The following is a 19,816-nucleotide window of genomic DNA, read 5'->3' as shown; positions in this document are numbered from 1 at the left end:
GGCCTTCGGCAGTTTCTACAGTGAGTCCAGATGCTGGCCCAACATGCTCTTGAACGTCTGGAGGACGTCTTCGGCGATCTCGGCGGGCTCACGGGCCTTGAGCGATACGGCGATTTTCATCAGTTCCAGCAGCATCACCGCCGTCAGTGCATGGCGCTCGGCCGGCAGCGGCGGTTGTGCCTGGGCCAGCAGCCCGGTCAGCAGCGACAGCAAGCCTGAGCGCGTGGCGGCCTTGGCTTTCTTGTCGATATCGCGCCGCTCAGCCAGGGCGATAAACGCCGGATTCTCCTCCAGAAACAGCGACAACTCCTCCAGTATCCGCTCGGCTATCTGTCGTGGGCTCAGGTTGGGTGCCTGTGGCGCCAGGCTTTCGAGCCGGCCTCGGAGCATCTCCAGTTGCGCGCTGTGCAGGGCCTGGGCCAGCAGCGCCTTGGTGGGAAAGTACTGGTACAGCGAACCAATCGACGCCTGGGCCAGGGCGGCCACTTCGGTCATGGTCGCCGCGTCATAACCTTGTTCGGCAAAGACCCGGGCAGCGGCGGCCATCAGCTCGGCCACGCGCTGCTTGCCGCGTTCCAGGCGCGGCGTGTGGATGCTGACATTTTTTTTACTTGAAGTTTGTGAGGGCATCCTCATATCCTGATTGTGAGGCTATCCTCATATTCTAACCGCAGCTTCGCCGTTCGCGCTTGCCTGGTTGCGCAAGTCGACGTCCGTCGATCAGGAGATCATCATGTCGCTTACCCTCGATCCTCGTACCTGTGCCCTTGTGATCATCGACCTGCAGCAGGGGATCATGGCCATGCCGGTTGCCCCCCATACCTCGGAGGCGGTCGCCGAACGGGCCGCGCGGCTCGGTAAACACCTGACCCAGGCGGGTGGTTTGGTGGTTGCGGTGCGTGTGGGTTTCGCCAGCGACTACGCCGACAAGCTCAACCAGCCGGTGGATATGCCGATGGCCGTGCCGCCGGGCGGCCTGCCGGAAGACTGGGCGCTGCTGACCCCTGTGATCGCTGCCTTGAACGCCCCGGTGCAGATCACCAAGCATAACTGGAGTGCCTTCTACGGCACCGAACTGGATCTGCAATTGCGTCGTCGCGGGATTACCACTGTGATTGTCTGTGGTATCGCCAGTAACTCCGGGGTCGAATCCACCGCTCGGGATGCCTGGCACCACAACTACGCCGTGGTGGTGGCCGAAGACGCCTGCGCGGGCCTCGGCGAAGACACCCATCGTTTCTCCATGGAGAAGGTCATGCCGCGCATTGCCCGGGTCCGTTCGACCCAGGCGCTGATCGAGGCGTTGCCCATCCGTTGCTGATCAGCCCAGGCGCTCGGCCAGCAGCGGCAGCAACTGTTCGCACGAGGCTTCGAACTTGAAGTTCAGCAACTCATCGGCGCGGGTCTTGCCCAGGTTGATGGCGATCAGTGGCTTGCCGCGCTCGGCCATCAGCTTGCACAGGCGAAAGGCCGAGTAGGCCATCAGCGACGAGCCGATCACCAGCAACCCCGCCGCCTGCTCGGCGCTGGCCAGGGCCCTGGCAGCGGTGAGCGGGGCGACGTTTTCGCCGAAGAACACTACGTCGGGTTTCAAGCGATCGCCATCGCACTGCGGGCAGTGGGGTACTTGGAAGCGCGACTCGAAGGCGGCGTCCAGCAGGGTGTCGCCGTCGGGCGCCTGGACCGCCTCGATCCCCGTGAGATAGGGGTTCTGCGCCTCCAGCATAAGCTGGACGGCGTCACGCTCCAGGCGAGCGCCGCAATCCAGGCACAGGACCTTGTGCAGGCTGCCATGCAGCTCGATGACATCGTGACTGCCGGCCTGCTCATGCAGGGTATCGACGTTCTGGGTGATCAGGCCGCTGAGGCGGTGTTGCGCCTGCAGGCTGGCCAGCGCCCGGTGGGCGGCGTTCGGCCGGGCCATGCGCACCCGCGGCCAGCCGAGCATGGCCCTGGCCCAGTAGCGGCGCCGGGCCTGGGGCGAGCCGAGGAATTCCTGAATCATCATCGGCGGTTTACCCCTGCGCACGCCGTCGCTGTCGCGGTAATCCGGGATGCCGGAAGAGGTGCTGATACCGGCGCCGGTGAGCACCAGAAAGGGCTGCTCGGCCATCAGTGGCAAGAGCGTTTCCAGGGCCGCGCTGACTTGCGGATCGGGCATGGGGACATCTCCGGTTATCGAGCGGCTGACACGGCGGTGATGGGGCCGTGCATGTCGTCGTGATCGAAGCTCAAGGATAGACGCAGGTGTGCTCAATCGTCCCGTGTCAGCACTTCCAGCAACTCGATTTCAAAGGTCAGGTCGGCACCTGGTGCGACGAGTGAGCCCATGCCGCGTTCTCCGTAGGCCAGGTGCGCCGGCACGAACAATCGGCGTTTGCCGCCGACTTTCATGCCCATCAGGCCGATATCCCAGCCCTTTATCACTCGTCCTGTGCCGATCACGCACTGGAACGGCTTGCCACGGCTGTGGGACGAGTCGAACTCGCTGCCATCTTCGAGCGTACCGCGATAATGCGTGGTGATCAGCGCGCCCTTGACCACGGCCTTGCCGTCGCCTGGGCGGACGTCGGTGATCTGTAATTCGTTATTCATTGGTTCCTCTCCCGTTAATTGGCGCAGGGGCCCTGTCTGGCAGGCGTTTTCTCAGAATAAGGCTGATTTAGCAATGAGTTGTCGGCAATTCCCGGCCTGCAGGAGCGTTGGGGTAGCACGGTGCTTGAGGCGGTGCGTTTGAGCGGCGGCCGGAGTCATGGCCGGTTTCGGCGTTCATCAGTTGTTGATGGCCGAAACGGCGGCCCACTAAAAAAACATGGGCGCACGTTCAGTGTGGATTAAGATAGCCACTGGCCATTTAGTCGTCGTGTGTCCATGTTCAAATCCCTTGGTTTTCAATCATGACCCCATGGCTTGAGGTCGTTGTCGTCGTGCCCGTGATCGCCTTGATCGCGGTGCTGTTTCGTCGTGAGCGCAAGGCTCGTCGGGAACTGGCCGAATGCCGGGCACTGTTGCAGCAGGTGAACGAATGTCACCGACGGGTCGAAGCCGCCGACGATGTCGAACGTTTCAAGCGCAGCCAGTACTTTGCCCGCATCGGCACCTGGGACTGGGACGTCGATACCGAGAAGCTCTACTGGTCGGAGGCCATCTACGGCATGTTCGGCTACAAGGTGGGCGAGGTGATCCCGTCCTACGAACTGTTCTGCGCCAGCGTGCACCCCGAAGACCGGGCCAGGGTGCGGGCCGGGGAGGCGCGTTGCATCGAGACCGGCGAGAACCACGACGAGGAATACCGGGTGATCTGGCCGGACGGCAGCGTCCACTGGTTGCGCGAGACCGGCAATGTGGTGAAGAACATCCATGACTCGGCGATCAAGATGATGGGGGTGGTGCGTGATATCACCGAGGAAAAGGCCTGGGCCAGCCAGTTGCATACCCTGGCCCACCACGACGCACTGACCGGGCTGCCCAATCGGCTGGTGCTGGAGGAGCGTTTGTCCAGGGCTCTGGAACGTGCCCGTACCCAGGCCTCCCGGGTGATCCTGGTGTTCCTCGACCTCAACGGTTTCAAGGACATCAACGATGTACACGGGCATGCGGCCGGTGATCGGATCCTGGTCACCACGGCAACCCGCCTGAAAAACCTGATGCGGACCTCGGATACGGTGGCGCGCATCGGTGGCGATGAGTTCGTGTTGGTCCTCGAAGGGCTGGCCCAGCAGGGCAACGGCAGGTTGGAGGAGGTTCACCTGCTGTGCGAGAAAATCCTCGTCGAGTTATCGATGCCGATTACTCTCGGCGCTCAACCGGTGCAGATCGGCTGCAGCCTGGGGGTGGGGGTATTCCCGGATCATGCGCCGAGCATGGATACGCTGATCCATACCGCCGACCTGGCGATGTACGAAGCCAAGCGCAGCGGCAACAACCAATACCGCTTCGGACGCCAGGCCGTGCATGCCGACTGAAGGTCTCCCGCCGGCGTGCGGCGTGGAAGGACCGGGCATAAACGCATGTGGGACATGCACGTCGTCCAGGCTGCGATTTCCTGTCTGAATAGAGTATTGTGGTTGCCTGCGAAAAAAATGTCATAAGCCTGAGCGATTCAGGCGGTTATCAGATGATTGAGGGTGCCATGGGTCAGGAAAGCATTAACTGGGACAAGCTGGGTTTCGATTACGTCAAGACCGACAAGCGCTACCTGTCGTACTACCGTAACGGTGAGTGGGACAAGGGTGCGCTGACCGAAGACAACGTCCTGCATATCAGCGAAGGTTCGACCGCGCTGCACTACGGCCAGCAGTGCTTCGAAGGCATGAAGGCTTACCGTTGCAAGGACGGTTCGATCAACCTGTTCCGTCCTGACCAGAACGCCGCGCGCATGCAACGCAGCTGCTCGCGCCTGCTGATGCCGCACGTACCGACCGATGTGTTTATCGAAGCCTGCAAGCAGGTGGTCCGCGCCAACGAACGTTTCATCCCGCCTTACGGCACCGGCGGCGCGCTGTACCTGCGCCCGTTCGTGATCGGCGTGGGCGACAACATCGGCGTGCGTACCGCGCCCGAGTTCATCTTCTCGATCTTCTGCATTCCGGTCGGCGCCTACTTCAAGGGCGGCATGAAGCCGCACAACTTCGTGATCTCCAGCTATGACCGTGCCGCTCCGCAAGGCACCGGCGCGGCCAAGGTCGGTGGCAACTATGCCGCCAGCCTGATGCCGGGCGCCGAGGCCAAGAAGCGCGGCTTCGCCGACAGCATCTACCTGGACCCGCTGACCCACTCGAAGATCGAGGAAGTCGGTTCGGCCAACTTCTTCGGCATCACCCGCAACAACGAGTTCGTCACGCCGAAGTCGCCTTCGGTCTTGCCGGGTATCACCCGTCTGTCGCTGATCGAACTGGCCGAATCGCGCCTGGGCCTGAAGGTCATCGAAGGCGATGTGCTGATCGACAAGATCGCCGACTTCAAGGAAGCCGGTGCCTGCGGTACCGCCGCGGTGATCACGCCGATCGGTGGCATCGAGTACAACGGCAAGCTGCACGTGTTCCACAGCGAGACTGAAGTCGGTCCGGTGACCCAGCGCCTGTACAACGAACTGACCGGCGTGCAGACCGGTGACGTCGAAGCCCCGGCGGGTTGGATCGTCAAGGTCTGATGCGTATGGCGGCCTGATCCGGGCAGTCTTCTGAAGAGCCCGACCTGAGCAATCAGGTCGGGCTTTTTTTTGTATGTGTCGTCTTGCCACCGTGCCCTGTTCATTCAGAATGATTAAATATTTATTTTAAAAAATAATTTTAAATAATGCCTATTCTTTGTAAGGTAGAGCCAATGGGTCGTCGTGGCGATGACTGGCCCAAGGTGCCATTTACGATCGGTGCCCGTGGTTTCCCCTGACTGTTCAAAGAGGTGTGCTCATGACTTTCTGGTTGTTGCTGGCTGTGGCGGGGGCCTTGGCCCTGGGGTATCGGCAGGCGTCCGCGCGCTTGTGGTTGGCGGGCGTGCTGGTCTGGCTGGCCGGTGGTTATCTGTTCGGCGTGGTCGGGCCACTGGGCACCGCCATCGGTGCTCTGTTGCTCCTGGTCCCGGCCATGGTGCTGGCGGTCAGGCCCTTGCGCCGGGCCTTGCTCTCGCGCCGGGCCCTGGTCCTGTTCCGCCAGATCATGCCGGCCATGTCCGACACCGAACGCGCGGCGATCGAGTCCGGGACCGTCTGGTGGGACGCAGAGCTGTTCAGCGGCAAACCCCGTTGGCAGCGCCTGCTGGGCGCCGCGCCGGCACGTTTGAGCGCGCAGGAGCAAGCCTTCCTCGACAACGAGGTGGAAACCCTCTGCGACATGGCCAACGACTGGGAAACCACCCAGGTCTGGCAGGACCTGTCGCCCCAGGCCTGGCAGTACACCAGGGAGGCCGGCTTTCTCGGCATGATCATTCCCCGCCAATACGGCGGCAAAGGCTTCTCCCACTACGCGCACTCCCAGGTGGTGATGAAGCTCTCGACCCGCTGCTCGGCGGCGGCGATCTCGGTGATGGTGCCCAATTCCCTGGGCCCGGCCGAACTGCTCCTGCATTACGGCACCGAGGCCCAGCGCCAGTACTATCTGCCGCGCCTGGCCCGGGGCGAGGACATTCCCTGTTTCGCCCTCACCAGTCCCTACGCCGGTTCCGACGCCGGGGCGATTCCCGATCTCGGGGTGGTCTGCAAGGGCACTTTCGAAGGCCAGGAAGTGCTGGGTTTCAGCGTGACCTGGGACAAGCGCTATATCACCCTGGGGCCGATTGCCACGGTGCTCGGCCTGGCGTTCCGCGCCGAAGACCCGGATGGCCTGCTGGGCAGTCCGGGCAGTCTGGGGATTACCTGCGCGCTGATCCCCACGTCCCATCCGGGGGTACAGCACGGTCGCCGGCACTGGCCGCTCAACGCGGTGTTCCAGAACGGGCCGACCCAGGGCAAGGATGTCTTTATTCCGCTGGAGTGGGTGATCGGCGGTCGTGAGCAGGTCGGCAATGGCTGGCGCATGCTGATGGAGTGCCTGGCCGCCGGCCGGGCGATTTCGTTGCCCTCGGCGAATGTCGGCCTGGGCAAGGTCGCCGTGCGCGGGACCACGGCCTATGCCGCGATGCGTAAACAGTTCGGCCTGCCCATCGGCAAGTTCGAAGGCGTGCAGGCGCCACTGGCGCGCATGGCCGGGCATCTGTATGCCTGTGATGCGGTGCGCAAGGTGTCGGTGGCGGCCCTGGATGCCGGCGAGAAACCCTCGGTGATCTCCGCTATCGCCAAGTACCACGTGACCGAGCGGGCCCGGGCCATTGTCAACGACGGCATGGACATCGCCGCCGGCAAGGGCATCTGCATGGGGCCGAACAATTTCCTGGCCCGGGCCTACCAGCAAAGCCCGATTGCCATCACGGTGGAGGGCGCGAATATCATGACTCGCTGCCTGATCATCTACGGCCAGGGGCTGATTCGCTGCCATCCCTACGTGTTGCGTGAAATGGAGGCGGCGCGGCGCCAGGGGCCTGAAGGGCTGGAAGCTTTCGACAGGGCGATGTTCGGGCATATCGGCTTTGTCCTGGCCAACACCGTCCGGGCCGCGGTGCACGGGTTGACGGCGGGGCGGTTGCTCAAGGCCCCGGTGAAAACCGATCCGGCCCTGGCCCCTTACTACCGGCAGATCGAACGCCTGTCGGTGGTGCTGGCGCTGGTTTCGGATATTTCCATGGGCGTGCTGGGCGGGGCGCTGAAACGCAAGGAAAGCATCACCGGGCGGCTCGGCGATATTCTCTCGCAACTGTACATCCTGTCCTGCGTCCTCAAGCGCTTCGAGGACGATGGCCGGCCCCGGGCGGACCTGCCCCTGGTGCACTGGGCGGCCCAGGATGCCCTGTGGCGGGCCCATGAAGCCTTGAGTGAAACCCTCGACAACTATCCTTCGAAAGCCGCCAGCCGAGTGATTCGCGGCCTGGCGTTTCCGTTCGGCATTGTCCTGCGCAAACCTTCCGACCGGTTGCTGGCGGAAGTCGCCGAGCTGGTGCAAACCCCCGGCGAGAGCCGCGACCGGCTGTTGGCCGACTCCTATATGCCGCAGCCGGATATCGACAAGCTGGCCTACGGTGAACTGGCATTCCGGCTGCAGCCCCAGGTGGATCTGATCGAAGCACGCCTGAAACCGGCCGTGCGCCAAGGGCTGCTCGCGCCGTTGCCGATTTCCCGCGAGGCATTTGCGCCCTGGCGGACCCAGGCCCTGGCCGCGCAACTGATCAGCGGCGAGGAGGGTGAGCTGCTCGGGCGCTATGTTGAATATGCCGACCATGCAATCCAGGTGGATGATTTTCCCCAGGACTTTGGTCTGTTGGAGGCGTTGCAGCGGCGCCAGGCGCATATCGATCAGGCGGACAAGAGCCTGGGCAAGCGTCGGGTGGCCGCGGGCAACCCGGTTTAATGATGTTTCTCGGGTTTTTATCGGAATCTATTCATGGCTGACGGTTACCTTTCATTCGTCAATACCCCCTGGGGCCACTGGCTGGCCCGGACCCTGGGCCTGCCGCAACCGCTGCCGTTGCAACGTTATCGCCCAGGGCAAGCGGGCAACCTGCTCAATCCGGTGGTGCTGGCCGCCGGGCCCCAGGGCCGCTTGTTGGGCGAGCTGCAACGGAACTTTGCGGCCACCGAGACTGTGGCGGCGCTCCCCGCGAGCCTCGATGCGCCGTCGACGGTCAAGGTCCGGGGGCTGGTGTTCGATGCCAGCGGCCTGGCTGATGTGCAGCAGCTGGACGAGTTGTACCGCTTCTTCCACGCCAATGTCCGGCGCCTGAGTGCCCACGGCCGGGTGCTGGTCCTCGGCACGCCGCCGGAACACTGCACGTCGCTCGGCCAGACGGTGGCGCAGCGGGCCCTGGAGGGCTTCGTGCGCTCCCTGGGCAAGGAGCTGCGGCGAGCGATCACCGCGCAACTGCTGTATGTCGAGCCGGGGGCCGAAGCGGAAATGGACAGCAGCCTGCGTTTCTTCCTGTCCCGGCGTTCCGCCTTTGTCTCTGGCCAGGTGGTGCGGATCGCCGAACCGGTGGACGTGCCCAGGGATATCCTCTGGGACAAACCGCTGACCGGGCGCCGTGCCCTGGTCACCGGGGCGTGTCGCGGTATCGGCCTGTCTATCGCCCAGGTGTTGGCGGGTGAGGGCGCCCAGGTCGTCTGCCTGGATATCCCTGCCGTGGAAGCCGAGTTGCAGGGGGTGGCGGCCTCCCTCGGGGGCACCGCGCTGGCCCTGGACATCACCGCGCCCCAGGCGGCCGAACAACTGCTGGCATTCGCCGGCGAGCAAGGTGCGTTCGATATCGTCGTGCACAACGCCGGCATCACCCAGGACAAGACCCTGGCGAAAATGACCGAAGCCGCCTGGCGCAAGGTCCTGGCGGTGAACCTGGAGGCACCGTTGCGGTTGAGCACGGCTTTACTGGAGGGCCAGGCGATCAATCCCGGCGGGCGTATTATCGGGGTGTCGTCGATTTCCGGTATCGCCGGCAACCTGGGGCAAAGCAACTACGCCACGTCCAAGGCTGGTGTGATCGGCCTGGTGCAAGGCCTGGCACCGTTGGCGGCGCGCCAGCAGGTCACGGTCAACGCGGTGGCACCGGGGTTTATCGAGACGCAGATGACCGCGAAGATTCCGTTGCTGATCCGTGAAGCGGGGCGACGGATGAACTCACTCTCTCAGGGCGGACAGCCCGAGGACGTCGCCCAGGCCATTGCCTGGCTGGTGCATCCGGCTTCCGGCGGGATCAATGGACAGGTGGTCCGCGTCTGCGGGCAAAGCCTGCTGGGGGCCTGAATGATGAAAGCCGATTCCTCCATTCGTCTTATCGACCCGCCGCCTTCCGGCGTCCGTTTGCTCTGGCTCGGCCTGCGTAGCTTGCGCAAGCCCAAGCTCGAAGGCCTACCACGCTTGCCCGACGAGCAACTGGTGCGGCCGGCGGTGGAGCTGTTGGAGGCGGACATCGTCCGTTACGCCCGGGCCTGCGGTTTTCGTCCCGAGCACGGGGTGCCGCTGTCGTTTCCCCATAACCTGGCCTTGCCTCTGCACCTGCTGTTGCTGACCAGTCCGGCCTTTCCCTGGCCGGCCAGCGGCATGGTCCATCTGGCCAATCGCATTCGCCAGTACCAACGCCTGGAGGCCGGGCAGGCCCTGCGTCTGGAAGTGCATTGCGAGCGCTGGGTGGCGCACCCCAAGGGCCAGGCGGTGCTGATCGTGACGCGGGCCAAAGGTGGCGGCGGCCTGGTGTGGGAAGGCGAAAGCCTGTATCTGCGCCGTGGGGTGGCCGCTCCCCAGGGTGAGCCCTGGCAGGGCGTATTGGACCTGGATGAAGCTGCCCTGGTGCGCACTCAGCGCTGGTCCTTGCCAGCGGACCTGGGGCGGCGTTTTGCCCGGATCTGCGGCGATTACAACCCGATCCATATCTCCTGGCTGGGGGCGCGCCTGTTCGGGTTCCGGCGGCCTATTGCCCATGGCATGTGGACCCTGGGCCGCGCACTGGCGGCGCAACAACCGCCACAGCCGTTGGCCGCCGCGGAGCTGACCTGCGAGTTCAAGCTGCCAATCTTCCTGCCCGGCAGCGCCACGCTGTGGAATGTGCCGCCGACAGGCTCGCGTCATGAATTCGAAGTGCGCAACGCGGCAGGTGACAAACCGCATATGCGTGGACTCTTTATCCGGGGAGATCAGTCATGAGTACCTACGCTTTCAACCCGGCGCCGGTGCGTCGGGTCGCCATCCTCGGTGGCAATCGCATTCCATTTGCCCGCTCCAATACGGTGTACGCCCAGGACAGCAACCAGGACCTGCTGGTGGCGGCCTTGCAGGGCCTGATCGATCGCCACGGCCTTGAGGGCAAGCGCCTGGGGGAATTCGCCGCCGGGGCGGTGATCAAGCATTCGCGGGACTTCAACCTGGCCCGCGAGTCCCTGCTGTCCACCACCTTGTCGCCAGAGACCCCGGCCTACGATGTGCAGCAAGCCTGTGGCACCGGCCTTGAGGCGGCGTTGCTGGTGGCCAACAAGATTGCCCTGGGGCAGATCGACGTGGGGATTGCCGGTGGCGCCGATACCACCTCGGACGCGCCCATCGCGATCAACGAAGCCTTGCGCCAGATCCTCCTGCGGGCCAATCGCTCCAAAAGCCTGGGCGACAAGCTGCGCAGCCTGCTCGGGGTACGTCCGGGGATGTTCTTCAAACCCCTGCTGCCGCGCAACGGCGAACCGCGCACCGGGTTGTCCATGGGCGAGCATTGCGAGGAGATGGCCAAGCGTTGGCAGATCCGCCGACTGGCCCAGGACGAACTGGCGCTGACCAGTCACCAACGCCTCGATGCCGCCTACAAACGCGGTTTCTTCGATGATCTGATCAGCCCCTATCGCGGGCTGAAACGCGATAACAACCTGCGCGCCGATGCCAGCCTGGAGAGACTGGCCGGCCTGGGGCCGGTCTACGACCAACGCAGCGGCACCCTGACCGCCGGCAACTCGACGCCATTGACCGATGGCGCCTCGGTGGTCCTGCTGGCAAGCGAGGAATGGGCGCAGGCGAACAACCAGCGGGTGCTGGCTTACCTGCGTACCGGCGAAACCGCGGCGGTGAATTTTGTCGACGGCACCGAGGGCCTGCTGATGGCGCCGGCCTACGCCGTGCCACGGATGCTCGCCCGCGAAGGCCTGGGTTTGCAGGACTTTGACTTCTACGAGATCCACGAAGCCTTTGCCGCCCAGGTGCTCTGCACCCTGAAGGCCTGGGAAGACCCCGACTATTGCCGTGAGCGCCTTGGCCTGGATGCGGCGTTGGGTTCGATCGACCGTAGCAAACTCAACGTCAACGGCGGTTCCCTGGCCTGCGGGCATCCGTTTGCCGCCACTGGTGGGCGCTTGCTGGCGACCCTGGCCAAGGCGATTGACGAGCGCGGCCAGGGCCGTGGACTGATCTCCGTATGTGCCGCCGGCGGGCTGGGTGTGACCGCCATCGTCGAAAAATAAAACAACAACAAGGAAAGTGCCATGAGCGTCGCAAGCCTGCACAGCATTGACCAGCGCATCTGGTTGAACGCCTACCTGCCGGGGGTTCCCGCCGATATCGAAAGCGAGATCGACCGTTATCCGTCACTGCGCGAGGTGTTTCTCGAGCATATGGAGAAGTACCGTGAACGCGTCGCCTACGTCAGCATCGGCACTGAGATGGGGTATGTCGAATGGGAGCAGCGCGCCTTTGCCTTCGCGGCCTGGCTGCAGTCCCGGGGGGTGAAGAAGGGCGATCGCGTGGCGCTGATGATGCCCAACTGCCTGCAATATCCGATCTGTCTGTTCGGCACCTTGCTGGTGGGCGCGGTGGTGGTCAACGTCAACCCGTTGTATACCGCCCATGAACTCCGGCACCTGCTCAAGGACAGCGGCGCCGAGACCGTGGTGATCTTCGAGAACTTCGCCCATACCCTGGAACAGGCGCTACCCGGCAGCGCGCTGAAAAATATCGTGGTGGCGGCCATCGGCGACCTGGTGGGGACGCTCAAGGGCGCGGCCCTGAACTTTGTGCTGCGGCATGTCCAGAAACAGGTGCCGCGTTTCCATCTGCCGGGGGCGATCCGTTTTCCACGGATGATGAAGCAGGCCGCAACGCTGCGGGTCAGGAAGGTCAAGCTGGCCCACGATGACATTGCCTTCCTGCAATACACCGGCGGTACCACGGGCGATGCCAAGGGGGCGATGCTCACCCACCGTAATATCCTCGCCAACCTGATGCAGGCCAAGGCCTGGGTCGGCAACCAACTGGATGAGAACCAGCAGGAAACCAACGTCACCCTGTTGCCGCTGTATCACGTGCTGTCGCTGACGGTGAACTGCCTGATGTTCATGTGCCTGGGCGGGCGCAATATCCTGATCGCCAACCCCCGTGACGTGAAGCGGGTCCAGATGATCCTGCGCAAGGAGAAGTTCAGCGGCATTGTCGGGGTCAATACCCTGTTCAACGGGCTGCTGGAAAACGAAGCCTTTCGCGGCCGCGATTTTTCCGATCTGAAGCTGGCGATTGCCGGTGGCATGGCCACCCACACCGCCGTGGCCCGGCGCTGGAAAGAGGTGACCGGGGTGCCGATCATCGAAGGCTACGGGCTGACCGAGTGTTCGCCGGTGGTCAGCATCAGCCCCATCGATATTGCGCGGATGCGCGAGGGGGATTTCAGCGGGACCATCGGCGTGCCCTTGCCCTCGACCTGGGTGCGTTTCATGCGCGAAGACGGCGAGCTGGCGCAACTGGGCGAGGAGGGCGAGTTGCAGGTCCGCGGCCCGCAGGTGATGAAAGGCTACTGGCAGCGGCCGGAGGAAACCGCCCTGGTGCTGGACCGGCACGGCTGGCTGTCGACCGGCGATATCGGGGTAATGAACGAGCGGGGCTTTATCCGCCTGGTGGATCGCAAGAAGGACATGATCCTGGTGTCGGGCTTCAATGTGTACCCCAACGAAATCGAGGATGTGGTCGCCCTGCACCCCGGCGTCGCCGAAGTGGCGGCCATCGGCGTTGCCGATCAGGTCACCGGGGAGCGGGTGAAGATCTTCGTGGTGCGCAAGGACCCGGCCTTGACCGAGGCCCAGTTGCTGGCGCATTGCCGGGAGTACCTGACAGGGTACAAGGTGCCGCGGATTGTCGAGTTTCGCACTGAAGAACTGCCCAAGACCACGGTGGGCAAAGTGCTACGTCGTGCGCTGCGTGACCATTTGTCTCCTTGATAGGCGCTTTGCAGTGAATTTCTTGTTATAAACACACTCCGATACGTCTCCGCGGGACCGGCGCCAGAGCGCCTGTGTGGGCGCATCGGACGTTTTTGCTGTCATTTCAGTTGCTGACTCGATAACTCGGCCTTAGACTGCCGCCCCTCGTAAATTGAGTGCCGGGTGGCGCTTGGAATGGACGGCGCCTTTCTGTGCATCCCCTCAGGTGCGCAGAACGCTCCCTAATTCGCCTTAATGCACGTATTTTCTATAGAGAAATCAATGACAAAGGAAAAGTTGCTGGCCATGCCGGCGGACGACTACATGAACGCCGAGCAACTGGCTTTCTTTACCGAGCTGTTGCAAGCGATGAAAGTCGAAACCCACGAGCGTATCGAGCAGAACCGTATTGCCATCGAGAGTCTCGATACCCCGGCTGACCCGGCTGACGCCGCTTCCGTTGAAGAAGAACGTACCTGGCTGGTGAACGCCATCGACCGCGACCAGCGCATGCTGCCGCAGTTGGAACAGGCGCTGCTGCGCATCAACGACGACTCCTTCGGCTGGTGCGACGACAGCGGCGAGGCGATCGGCCTCAAGCGCCTGCTGATCAGCCCGACCACCAAGTACTGCATCGAAGCTCAGGAACGTCACGAGCAGATCGACAAGCATCAGCGCCAGGCCTGATCGCTGCCCCCTGCAGGTGCCGGCTTGCCGGCGATCCGGACGACGCGGTGTTTCTGTCACGCCGCGTCATCGTTCATCGTCGATAAACCCGCCTCCACACCCGCCCCATAGCAGCTATCGTTGATGCACACGCCCTACAACTAACGGACCATGGCTAATGGCCCGATAGTGGCGTTTAATGCAAAAAAACAACTAGAAGCTCACGGTGGGTAAGTACATGTCTGGAGAAGGAATTCTGCCTGGGGTCGGGTCGCACGTGGACGTGCCATCGAAACCGGCGCTGCGCTGGCTGACACCCCTGATACAGAGCGTGGGGCTGGCGTTGTTGTTGTCGGCCATGGCCTTTGCCGGCTGGTCTCTGGGCGTTTGCCTGCCCCTGGCGCTGTTGTTGATCTGGCTGCCGCGCCTGCGGATGCGCCAGGCCCCGGCGTCAGCCGTGCAGAGTGGCGGCGATACCCTGGCGCAATTGACCCGCGACCTTTCCCATACCACCAGCCATAACGCCCTGTCCGCCGCCGGCGTGGCCTTTGCGGTCAAGCAGCTGGCTGGCAAGGTGCAGTCGCAGCTCAGTGCCGCCGCGCAGATTGTCGCCAGTGCCGAACAGGTGATCAGTACCGAGCAGACCACCTCGCACTTGAGCCAGCAGGCCCTCGGCTCGGCCAGTCAGGCCCGCAGCAGCAGCGCCGAAGGGCATACGGTGCTGGCGGAGTCCATCGGCCGCATGCACCGGCTCAGCCAGCAGGCCAATGCCAGTCGCCAGACAATCGAGGCCCTGAGTCAGCGCAGCGAAGAAATCCAGCGGGTGACCCTGGTGATCCAGGCGATCGCCAGCCAGACCAACCTGCTGGCCCTTAACGCCGCGATCGAGGCGGCCCGCGCCGGCGAGCATGGTCGCGGTTTTGCCGTGGTCGCCGACGAAGTACGCGGGCTGGCCGGGCGCACGGCCACGGCGACCGATGAGGTCGGGGTCATGGTGGCCGATATCCAGCAGCGCACCACCCAGGTCGTCGAGCAGATCCGTCAACTGGCCCAGGACCTGGACGGCGGTGTGGAGCAGGTCGAGGATACCGGCCGGCACCTGGCGAATATCGCCGGCCTGGCGGCCAGTGTCGAAGCGCAGGTGGGCGAGATCGCCCGCGGTGCACAGAGCAACCGCGAGCAACTGGACAGCCTGTTCACGGCGGTGGAGCAGATGCGCGGCGACCTGGCCGTCAGCGACCAGCAGACCCGCCACCTGACCCAGGCGGCGACCCAGATGGAAGGGCAGGCCGAGACCATCAGCCAGCGCCTGGCCGAGGTCGGCCTGGACGATTACCACCAGCGGGTCTACGACCTCGCCCGTGAAGGGGCCGGACAGATTGCCGCGCGTTTCGAGGCGGATATCGAACAGAACCGCATCAGTCTTGATGACCTGTTCGACCGGACGTACCAGCCGATCGCCAATACCTCGCCGGCCAAATACCAGACACGTTTCGACCGTTACACCGATCAGGTCCTGCCGGCGATCCAGGAGCCGTTGCTGGCGCGCCATGAAGGGTTGGTGTTCGCCATCGCCTGTACGCCCCAGGGCTATGTGCCGACCCATAACCAGGCGTTTTGCCAGCCCCTGACGGGTAACCCGCAGCAGGACACGCTGCACAACCGGACCAAGCGCAAGTTTGATGACCGTACGGGGATTCGTTGTGGCAGCCACCAGCAGCCGCTGTTGTTGCAGACCTATACCCGCGACACGGGTGAGCTGATGCATGACCTGTCGGTGCCGATCATGGTCAAGGGCCGCCATTGGGGCGGACTGCGCCTGGGCTACAAGCCGGAAAGTGCACCCAGGAAAGGTTGAGGCTGTCCTCAAGGGCCTCTTCGCGGCGGTGCGGCGTCCCGACAAGCCCTGCTCCTACAGTTCTCTGTTGTTCGCCGACTTCGTGTCCGCCACAGTACTGTAGGAGCAGGGCTTGCCCGCGAAGACGTCGGTTCAAGCGCCACAAAATTGCGGGGTTGGCTCAGGCCGTGGTATCAACCATCCCGGCCATCAGCTTTTCCGCCATGAACAGCGCGGTGCTGGTACCGTTCAGCGCGGCGCCGAGGGCGGCGACCTGGGCCTTGGCCGGCTGGACCGCAGCTTCGCGCGCGGCGGCGTCGGGATGATGACCGCTTTTGGTCGCCGCCAGGCGCGCGTTGGCCCGGCGCAGTTTTTGCTGCAACTGCTCGATCTGTGCCCGGAGTTTCTTGACCCGATCCTGCGCCGCCTTTGCATTGGCCGCCAGGCTGTCGCCCAGCAGATTCAAGCCACTGTCGCCATCCAGCAAAGGATCGGACGAAAGACGGCTGGCGGCGCTGCCGCTCTCTTCGGGGGACGACATGAGGAAGGCGGATGGGATCAAGGAAACATTCAAGTTGATCATCGGCGATGCTCCGGGAATGACGCTTGCCAGATTATCGACCGCGGGATGGCATTCTGTAGTCTCGACGAGCGCTTCTACAGGGTATTTGCGACAGACTGGACACAATTGAGTACTTTTTGTCTTGTAAGATGCTGCTCACGGGTAGTTTGATTGGCCCGAATGGCCTGACGTGTTCTAGAATCACTTCCAGTGCCCAGGGGCTGATTTCATCCACGGCATTTTTTTGCAACCTGCATGTCGGAAATTACTTTTTTTCAGGAAGGCCTTCCCTCGCAAATTCAGTTGCCGGTTTCCCGTGATCGGTGCAATGCGGTGTTTTCCTTCAAGCGCTGATGACACTTCGCAGAAGTCATGGGACCTTGCATCCATTAGGCTTGCTGCGCACCGGTGAGCATCGCCAGGCCGCGCGGGCAAACATCAGGGCTTTCTATTCAGTAACCGACGGCGGTGACCGATCGTTTTGTGTTGCCTGACACTTGCCGGGCGGCTTCATTTTTCGAGTTTGAGGACTTTTCGTTGGCAGTCAGTAATCTGGATATGCATGCACTGTTTGTACTGGGTGATCTTCGGGCCAAGCTGGTCAAGCAGTTTCAATCGCGTTTCGTCTATATCACCGAACAAACCGCCGAAGGCATCTACATCGCCGAGATCGACACCGAAACCTCCCTGGTGGTCGATGACAAGCAGCACCTGGAGCTGAAAGTCGGCGATCATTTTCGGGCTGCGGTATTGCCCAGCCGCGAAGGCGGCAAGTTCGACATCAAGTTTCGCGAGATCAAACTGACGGTCTATGGCCTGGGTGACTATGCCTATATCACCGTGCCTGAAGGCCACGGTATTGTGTTCAAGGAAGGGCATACCGTGGTGATGGTGTTTGCCGCCCATGAACAGTTGCAGGGCACCTTGAGCAAGACCCTCAAGGATGTGACCAAGAAGGCCGCGCGCTGGCGCAAGGGCGAACTGACCTTCAAGGCCAGCGAGTAATGGGTTTGACCCGGGCCGAGTTCCATCAACAGCATGTGCGGCAGGCCAGTGCCGAGGCCCGCCGGTTGTTCGAACGCAAGGCCGAACTGCAGGGCGCCTGGCTCAACTGGGTCGCGGCGCAATTGTATGCCCTGGGGCCTGCCGAGTATGTCAGCATGGTCCGACGTGAGTTGCAGCAACTTCAGTCGCCAGATACTCATTGATCGCTGGCGCATCATTCCGGGAACCTCGACTACAGTTCTGCTGACTGAATATTTCCGGGCTTTCGGACTTTTCGCCGAAAAACGATCTGCGATTGAGGTGATTCCATGAAAGGATTTCGCGCGCTGTTCGCCAGCGCCCTGGCTGTTTTCTGTATCGGCGCCATGCCGCTGGCGGTTCGAGCCGCGCCCCAGCCGATCCACTTTGCCGACCTGAACTGGGAAAGTGGCAGCCTGATCACCGACATCCTGCGGTATATCGTCGAAAAAGGTTACGGCCTGCCGACCGATATGCTGCCCGGCACCACGGTGACCCTGGAAACGGCCCTGGCCAAGAATGATATCCAGGTGATTGGCGAAGAGTGGGCCGGACGCAGTCCGGTGTGGGTCAAGGCTGAAGCGGCGGGTGAGGTTGCAGCCGTTGGCGATACCGTCAAGGGTGCCACCGAGGGCTGGTGGGTGCCGGAGTACGTGATCAAGGGCGATCCGGAGCGTGGCATCAAGCCCCTGGCACCGGATCTGCACGGGGTCGCGGACCTGGCCCGCTACAAGGATGTGTTCCGCGACCCTGAGTCCCCGGATAAGGGTCGTTTTCTCAACAGCCCGATCGGCTGGACATCGGAAATCGTCAACCAGCAGAAACTCAAGGCCTACGGCCTGACTGACAGTTATGTGAACTTTCGCAGTGGCTCCGGAGCGGCGCTGGATGCGGAGATCACCTCATCGATCCGGCGTGGCAAACCGATCCTGTTCTATTACTGGTCGCCGACGCCGCTGTTGGGCAAGTTCAAGCTGGTCCAGTTGCAGGAGCCGGCCTTTGATGCCGAGGCCTGGAAGACCCTGACCGACCCGGAGAATCCCGATCCCAAGCCGAGCCGTTCTTTGGCTTCGAAGCTGAGCATTGGCGTGTCTACGCCGTTCAAGACGCAATACCCGCAGATACTGGCGTTTTTCGCCAAGGTCGACCTGCCGATTGATGTGTTGAACCAGGCGCTGGCGAAAATGAGCGAGGAGCGCCTGCCGCCACGCCAGGTGACGGAGGCTTTCCTCAAGGGGCATCCGGAGGTCTGGAAGGCCTGGTTGCCCGTGGATGTGGCCAACAAGGTTGCCGCCAGCCTCAAATAATGCAGCCCACAGGTTCTACAGTTCGCTGACGTCGACCCAGCGCCGCTCCCTGGCCGCCCGGCGAATTGTTGTCGCCAGGCGCTCCACTTGCCAGGCCTCTTCGAAGTCGGTCCCCGTCTGGCTTCGACCGGCCAGGGCCTCGATCAATGCCTGGACCTCCAGGGCCTTGAGTTCGTTGTAACCCAACTGATGGCCGGCGGCCGGGCTGAAGGCTGCGTAACGCGGTAGATGCGGCCCGGCCAGCAGGCGCTGGAAACCGTTCTGGCCGGCGCGGCAGAGTTGCAGTTCGTTCAGGCGCTCCTGGTCGAAGGCCAGGGTGCCCCGGGTGCCGCTGATCTCGAAGCTCAGGTGGTTCTTGTAGCCGTGCTTGAGCCAGCTGCTGCTGAAGGTGCCCCGGGCGCCATTGGCGAAGCGCAGCAGGGCGTGGACCTGGTCGTCGACGGCAATCCCACGGGTCTCCAGGCTGCCGGCACTGGCCGGGCGCTGTGCATGGACGGTGCGGGTGTCGGCACACACGGCGCTGATATCGCCGAGCAGATAACGAGCCATGGCCAGCAGATGGCTGCCCAGGTCGGCCAGGGCGCCGCCGGCATGCTGGGCTTCGCAACGCCAGGACCAGGGCGAGGCGGGGTCGGCCATGAAGTCTTCGCTGAATTCGCCCTGGAAACCGACGATTTCCCCCAGTTCGCCGCTCTGGATCAGCTCCCGGGCCAGGTCGATCATCGGATTGTGCTGGTAGTTGTAGCCCACGCGGGTGACCACGCCGGCCTGTCGGGCAGCGTCACGCATTTGCGTTGCCTGATCCAGGTCGACCGCCAGGGGTTTTTCGCAGTACACCGCCTTGCCCGCCGCAAGGGCGGCCATGGCCATGGGGAAATGCAGGTGATTGGGCGTGGTGATCGCCACCACCCCGACCCGGGGATCGTCAATCAGTTGTTGCCAGTCGCCGTAGGCCTGCTCGAAACCCCAGGCCTGGGCGCAGGATTCGGCACGCCGGGCGTCGGCATCCGCCAGTGCCACCAGGCGCAGCTTCAGCGGCAGTTCGAATACGGCGCTGGCATTGTGAAATGCCAGCGCGTGGGCACGGCCCATAAAGCCCGTGCCGATCAAGCCTATTCCCAACTCGTCCATCACCACGCCCTCTGATTATTATTTTCAGGAAGGGCTATTTATAGAATTTA

At 63.1% G+C, this 19,816-nt stretch carries 18 protein-coding genes; 13 read left to right on the top strand and 5 right to left on the bottom strand.

Annotation, left to right across the window (positions count from 1 at the left end; all coding sequences use genetic code 11):
* Positions 1 to 15: 15 nt before the first annotated feature.
* Positions 16 to 630, bottom strand: coding sequence for a TetR/AcrR family transcriptional regulator (locus M5C71_RS05815; protein WP_177098829.1), 615 nt, complete (start codon positions 628 to 630; stop codon positions 16 to 18).
* A gap of 103 nt (positions 631 to 733) precedes the next feature.
* On the opposite strand from M5C71_RS05815, the gene M5C71_RS05810 reads away from it, so the two are divergent.
* Positions 734 to 1,321 (top strand): hydrolase, encoded by a 588-nt coding sequence (locus tag M5C71_RS05810; protein ID WP_177098828.1) that lies wholly within the window; start codon positions 734 to 736, stop codon positions 1,319 to 1,321.
* On the opposite strand, the gene M5C71_RS05805 is transcribed toward M5C71_RS05810, so the two are convergent.
* Both M5C71_RS05805 and M5C71_RS05800 read right to left on the bottom strand, forming a co-directional pair.
* A complete protein-coding gene (locus tag M5C71_RS05805; RefSeq protein ID WP_152739550.1) occupies positions 1,322 to 2,161 on the bottom strand; it encodes an NAD-dependent protein deacetylase in 840 nt (279 codons plus the stop codon).
* 92 nt (positions 2,162 to 2,253) lie between these two features.
* Positions 2,254 to 2,595: an FKBP-type peptidyl-prolyl cis-trans isomerase gene (locus M5C71_RS05800; protein ID WP_152739549.1), complete on the bottom strand. Its 342-nt coding sequence runs from the start codon at positions 2,593 to 2,595 to the stop codon at positions 2,254 to 2,256.
* A gap of 302 nt (positions 2,596 to 2,897) precedes the next feature.
* Here M5C71_RS05800 and M5C71_RS05795 point away from each other — a divergent pair, with 302 nt between their 5' ends.
* The 9 genes from M5C71_RS05795 (at position 2,898) to M5C71_RS05755 (ending at position 15,764) form a co-directional block, all read left to right on the top strand.
* Positions 2,898 to 3,965 carry a sensor domain-containing diguanylate cyclase gene (locus M5C71_RS05795; protein WP_248767427.1) on the top strand — a complete coding sequence of 356 codons (1,068 nt, stop codon included), beginning with the start codon at positions 2,898 to 2,900 and terminating at the stop codon, positions 3,963 to 3,965.
* 167 nt (positions 3,966 to 4,132) lie between these two features.
* Positions 4,133 to 5,152, top strand: a complete 1,020-nt coding sequence (locus M5C71_RS05790) for a branched-chain amino acid aminotransferase (protein WP_152739597.1) — start codon at positions 4,133 to 4,135, stop codon at positions 5,150 to 5,152.
* A gap of 259 nt (positions 5,153 to 5,411) precedes the next feature.
* Positions 5,412 to 7,937: an acyl-CoA dehydrogenase gene (locus tag M5C71_RS05785; protein ID WP_248767426.1), complete on the top strand. Its 2,526-nt coding sequence runs from the start codon at positions 5,412 to 5,414 to the stop codon at positions 7,935 to 7,937.
* 33 nt (positions 7,938 to 7,970) lie between these two features.
* Entirely contained in the window at positions 7,971 to 9,323 is a 1,353-nt protein-coding gene (locus tag M5C71_RS05780) for a 3-oxoacyl-ACP reductase (protein WP_248767425.1), read from the top strand.
* Positions 9,324 to 9,326: 3 nt separating this feature from the next.
* Entirely contained in the window at positions 9,327 to 10,220 is an 894-nt protein-coding gene (locus M5C71_RS05775) for a MaoC/PaaZ C-terminal domain-containing protein (protein ID WP_248767490.1), read from the top strand.
* Positions 10,217 to 11,515 (top strand): acetyl-CoA C-acetyltransferase, encoded by a 1,299-nt coding sequence (locus M5C71_RS05770; RefSeq protein WP_103497229.1) that lies wholly within the window; start codon positions 10,217 to 10,219, stop codon positions 11,513 to 11,515. The genes M5C71_RS05775 and M5C71_RS05770 overlap by 4 nt, the downstream gene beginning before the upstream one ends.
* A 21-nt stretch (positions 11,516 to 11,536) precedes the next feature.
* Positions 11,537 to 13,258 (top strand): AMP-binding protein, encoded by a 1,722-nt coding sequence (locus M5C71_RS05765; protein ID WP_248767424.1) that lies wholly within the window; start codon positions 11,537 to 11,539, stop codon positions 13,256 to 13,258.
* Positions 13,259 to 13,522: 264 nt separating this feature from the next.
* Complete coding sequence (locus M5C71_RS05760) at positions 13,523 to 13,927, top strand: TraR/DksA family transcriptional regulator (protein WP_100943636.1); 405 nt, start codon at positions 13,523 to 13,525, stop codon at positions 13,925 to 13,927.
* A 337-nt stretch (positions 13,928 to 14,264) separates the two neighbouring features.
* Complete coding sequence (locus M5C71_RS05755) at positions 14,265 to 15,764, top strand: methyl-accepting chemotaxis protein (protein ID WP_248764350.1); 1,500 nt, start codon at positions 14,265 to 14,267, stop codon at positions 15,762 to 15,764.
* Between the two features lie 160 nt (positions 15,765 to 15,924).
* Here the strand turns inward: M5C71_RS05755 and M5C71_RS05750 are convergent, their stop codons facing one another.
* Positions 15,925 to 16,326 carry a hypothetical protein gene (locus M5C71_RS05750; protein WP_248767423.1) on the bottom strand — a complete coding sequence of 134 codons (402 nt, stop codon included), beginning with the start codon at positions 16,324 to 16,326 and terminating at the stop codon, positions 15,925 to 15,927.
* A 516-nt stretch (positions 16,327 to 16,842) separates the two neighbouring features.
* Between M5C71_RS05750 and M5C71_RS05745 the strand changes: the two genes are divergently transcribed.
* From M5C71_RS05745 to M5C71_RS05735, 3 genes are all read left to right on the top strand, one after another.
* A complete protein-coding gene (locus M5C71_RS05745; RefSeq protein WP_100943867.1) occupies positions 16,843 to 17,310 on the top strand; it encodes a hypothetical protein in 468 nt (155 codons plus the stop codon).
* Positions 17,310 to 17,513 carry a hypothetical protein gene (locus M5C71_RS05740; protein ID WP_103498886.1) on the top strand — a complete coding sequence of 68 codons (204 nt, stop codon included), beginning with the start codon at positions 17,310 to 17,312 and terminating at the stop codon, positions 17,511 to 17,513. The genes M5C71_RS05745 and M5C71_RS05740 overlap by 1 nt, the downstream gene beginning before the upstream one ends.
* 105 nt (positions 17,514 to 17,618) lie before the next feature.
* The gene (locus M5C71_RS05735; protein ID WP_103498885.1) at positions 17,619 to 18,635 is read left to right on the top strand and encodes an ABC transporter substrate-binding protein; all 1,017 of its coding nucleotides are present in this window, start codon (positions 17,619 to 17,621) and stop codon (positions 18,633 to 18,635) included.
* Positions 18,636 to 18,650: 15 nt separating this feature from the next.
* Here the strand turns inward: M5C71_RS05735 and M5C71_RS05730 are convergent, their stop codons facing one another.
* Complete coding sequence (locus M5C71_RS05730; protein WP_103498884.1) at positions 18,651 to 19,766, bottom strand: Gfo/Idh/MocA family oxidoreductase; 1,116 nt, start codon at positions 19,764 to 19,766, stop codon at positions 18,651 to 18,653.
* Positions 19,767 to 19,816 lie beyond the last annotated feature (50 nt).

The organism is Pseudomonas sp. MWU12-2345 (genome assembly GCF_023242385.1).
Lineage (GTDB): Bacteria > Pseudomonadota > Gammaproteobacteria > Pseudomonadales > Pseudomonadaceae > Aquipseudomonas > Aquipseudomonas gingeri_D.
The sequence above is the reverse complement of the archived record's forward strand: the minus strand, read 5'-3'. Positions and strand labels throughout refer to the sequence as shown.

Coding starts and splice junctions, on each gene's coding strand:
- M5C71_RS05815 (WP_177098829.1), bottom strand. CDS start 630: ATGCCCTCACAAACTTCAAGTAAAAAAAATGTCAGCATCCACACGCCG.
- M5C71_RS05810 (WP_177098828.1), top strand. CDS start 734: ATGTCGCTTACCCTCGATCCTCGTACCTGTGCCCTTGTGATCATCGAC.
- M5C71_RS05805 (WP_152739550.1), bottom strand. CDS start 2,161: ATGCCCGATCCGCAAGTCAGCGCGGCCCTGGAAACGCTCTTGCCACTG.
- M5C71_RS05800 (WP_152739549.1), bottom strand. CDS start 2,595: ATGAATAACGAATTACAGATCACCGACGTCCGCCCAGGCGACGGCAAG.
- M5C71_RS05795 (WP_248767427.1), top strand. CDS start 2,898: ATGACCCCATGGCTTGAGGTCGTTGTCGTCGTGCCCGTGATCGCCTTG.
- M5C71_RS05790 (WP_152739597.1), top strand. CDS start 4,133: ATGGGTCAGGAAAGCATTAACTGGGACAAGCTGGGTTTCGATTACGTC.
- M5C71_RS05785 (WP_248767426.1), top strand. CDS start 5,412: ATGACTTTCTGGTTGTTGCTGGCTGTGGCGGGGGCCTTGGCCCTGGGG.
- M5C71_RS05780 (WP_248767425.1), top strand. CDS start 7,971: ATGGCTGACGGTTACCTTTCATTCGTCAATACCCCCTGGGGCCACTGG.
- M5C71_RS05775 (WP_248767490.1), top strand. CDS start 9,327: ATGAAAGCCGATTCCTCCATTCGTCTTATCGACCCGCCGCCTTCCGGC.
- M5C71_RS05770 (WP_103497229.1), top strand. CDS start 10,217: ATGAGTACCTACGCTTTCAACCCGGCGCCGGTGCGTCGGGTCGCCATC.
- M5C71_RS05765 (WP_248767424.1), top strand. CDS start 11,537: ATGAGCGTCGCAAGCCTGCACAGCATTGACCAGCGCATCTGGTTGAAC.
- M5C71_RS05760 (WP_100943636.1), top strand. CDS start 13,523: ATGACAAAGGAAAAGTTGCTGGCCATGCCGGCGGACGACTACATGAAC.
- M5C71_RS05755 (WP_248764350.1), top strand. CDS start 14,265: ATGGCCTTTGCCGGCTGGTCTCTGGGCGTTTGCCTGCCCCTGGCGCTG.
- M5C71_RS05750 (WP_248767423.1), bottom strand. CDS start 16,326: ATGATCAACTTGAATGTTTCCTTGATCCCATCCGCCTTCCTCATGTCG.
- M5C71_RS05740 (WP_103498886.1), top strand. CDS start 17,310: ATGGGTTTGACCCGGGCCGAGTTCCATCAACAGCATGTGCGGCAGGCC.
- M5C71_RS05735 (WP_103498885.1), top strand. CDS start 17,619: ATGAAAGGATTTCGCGCGCTGTTCGCCAGCGCCCTGGCTGTTTTCTGT.
- M5C71_RS05730 (WP_103498884.1), bottom strand. CDS start 19,766: ATGGACGAGTTGGGAATAGGCTTGATCGGCACGGGCTTTATGGGCCGT.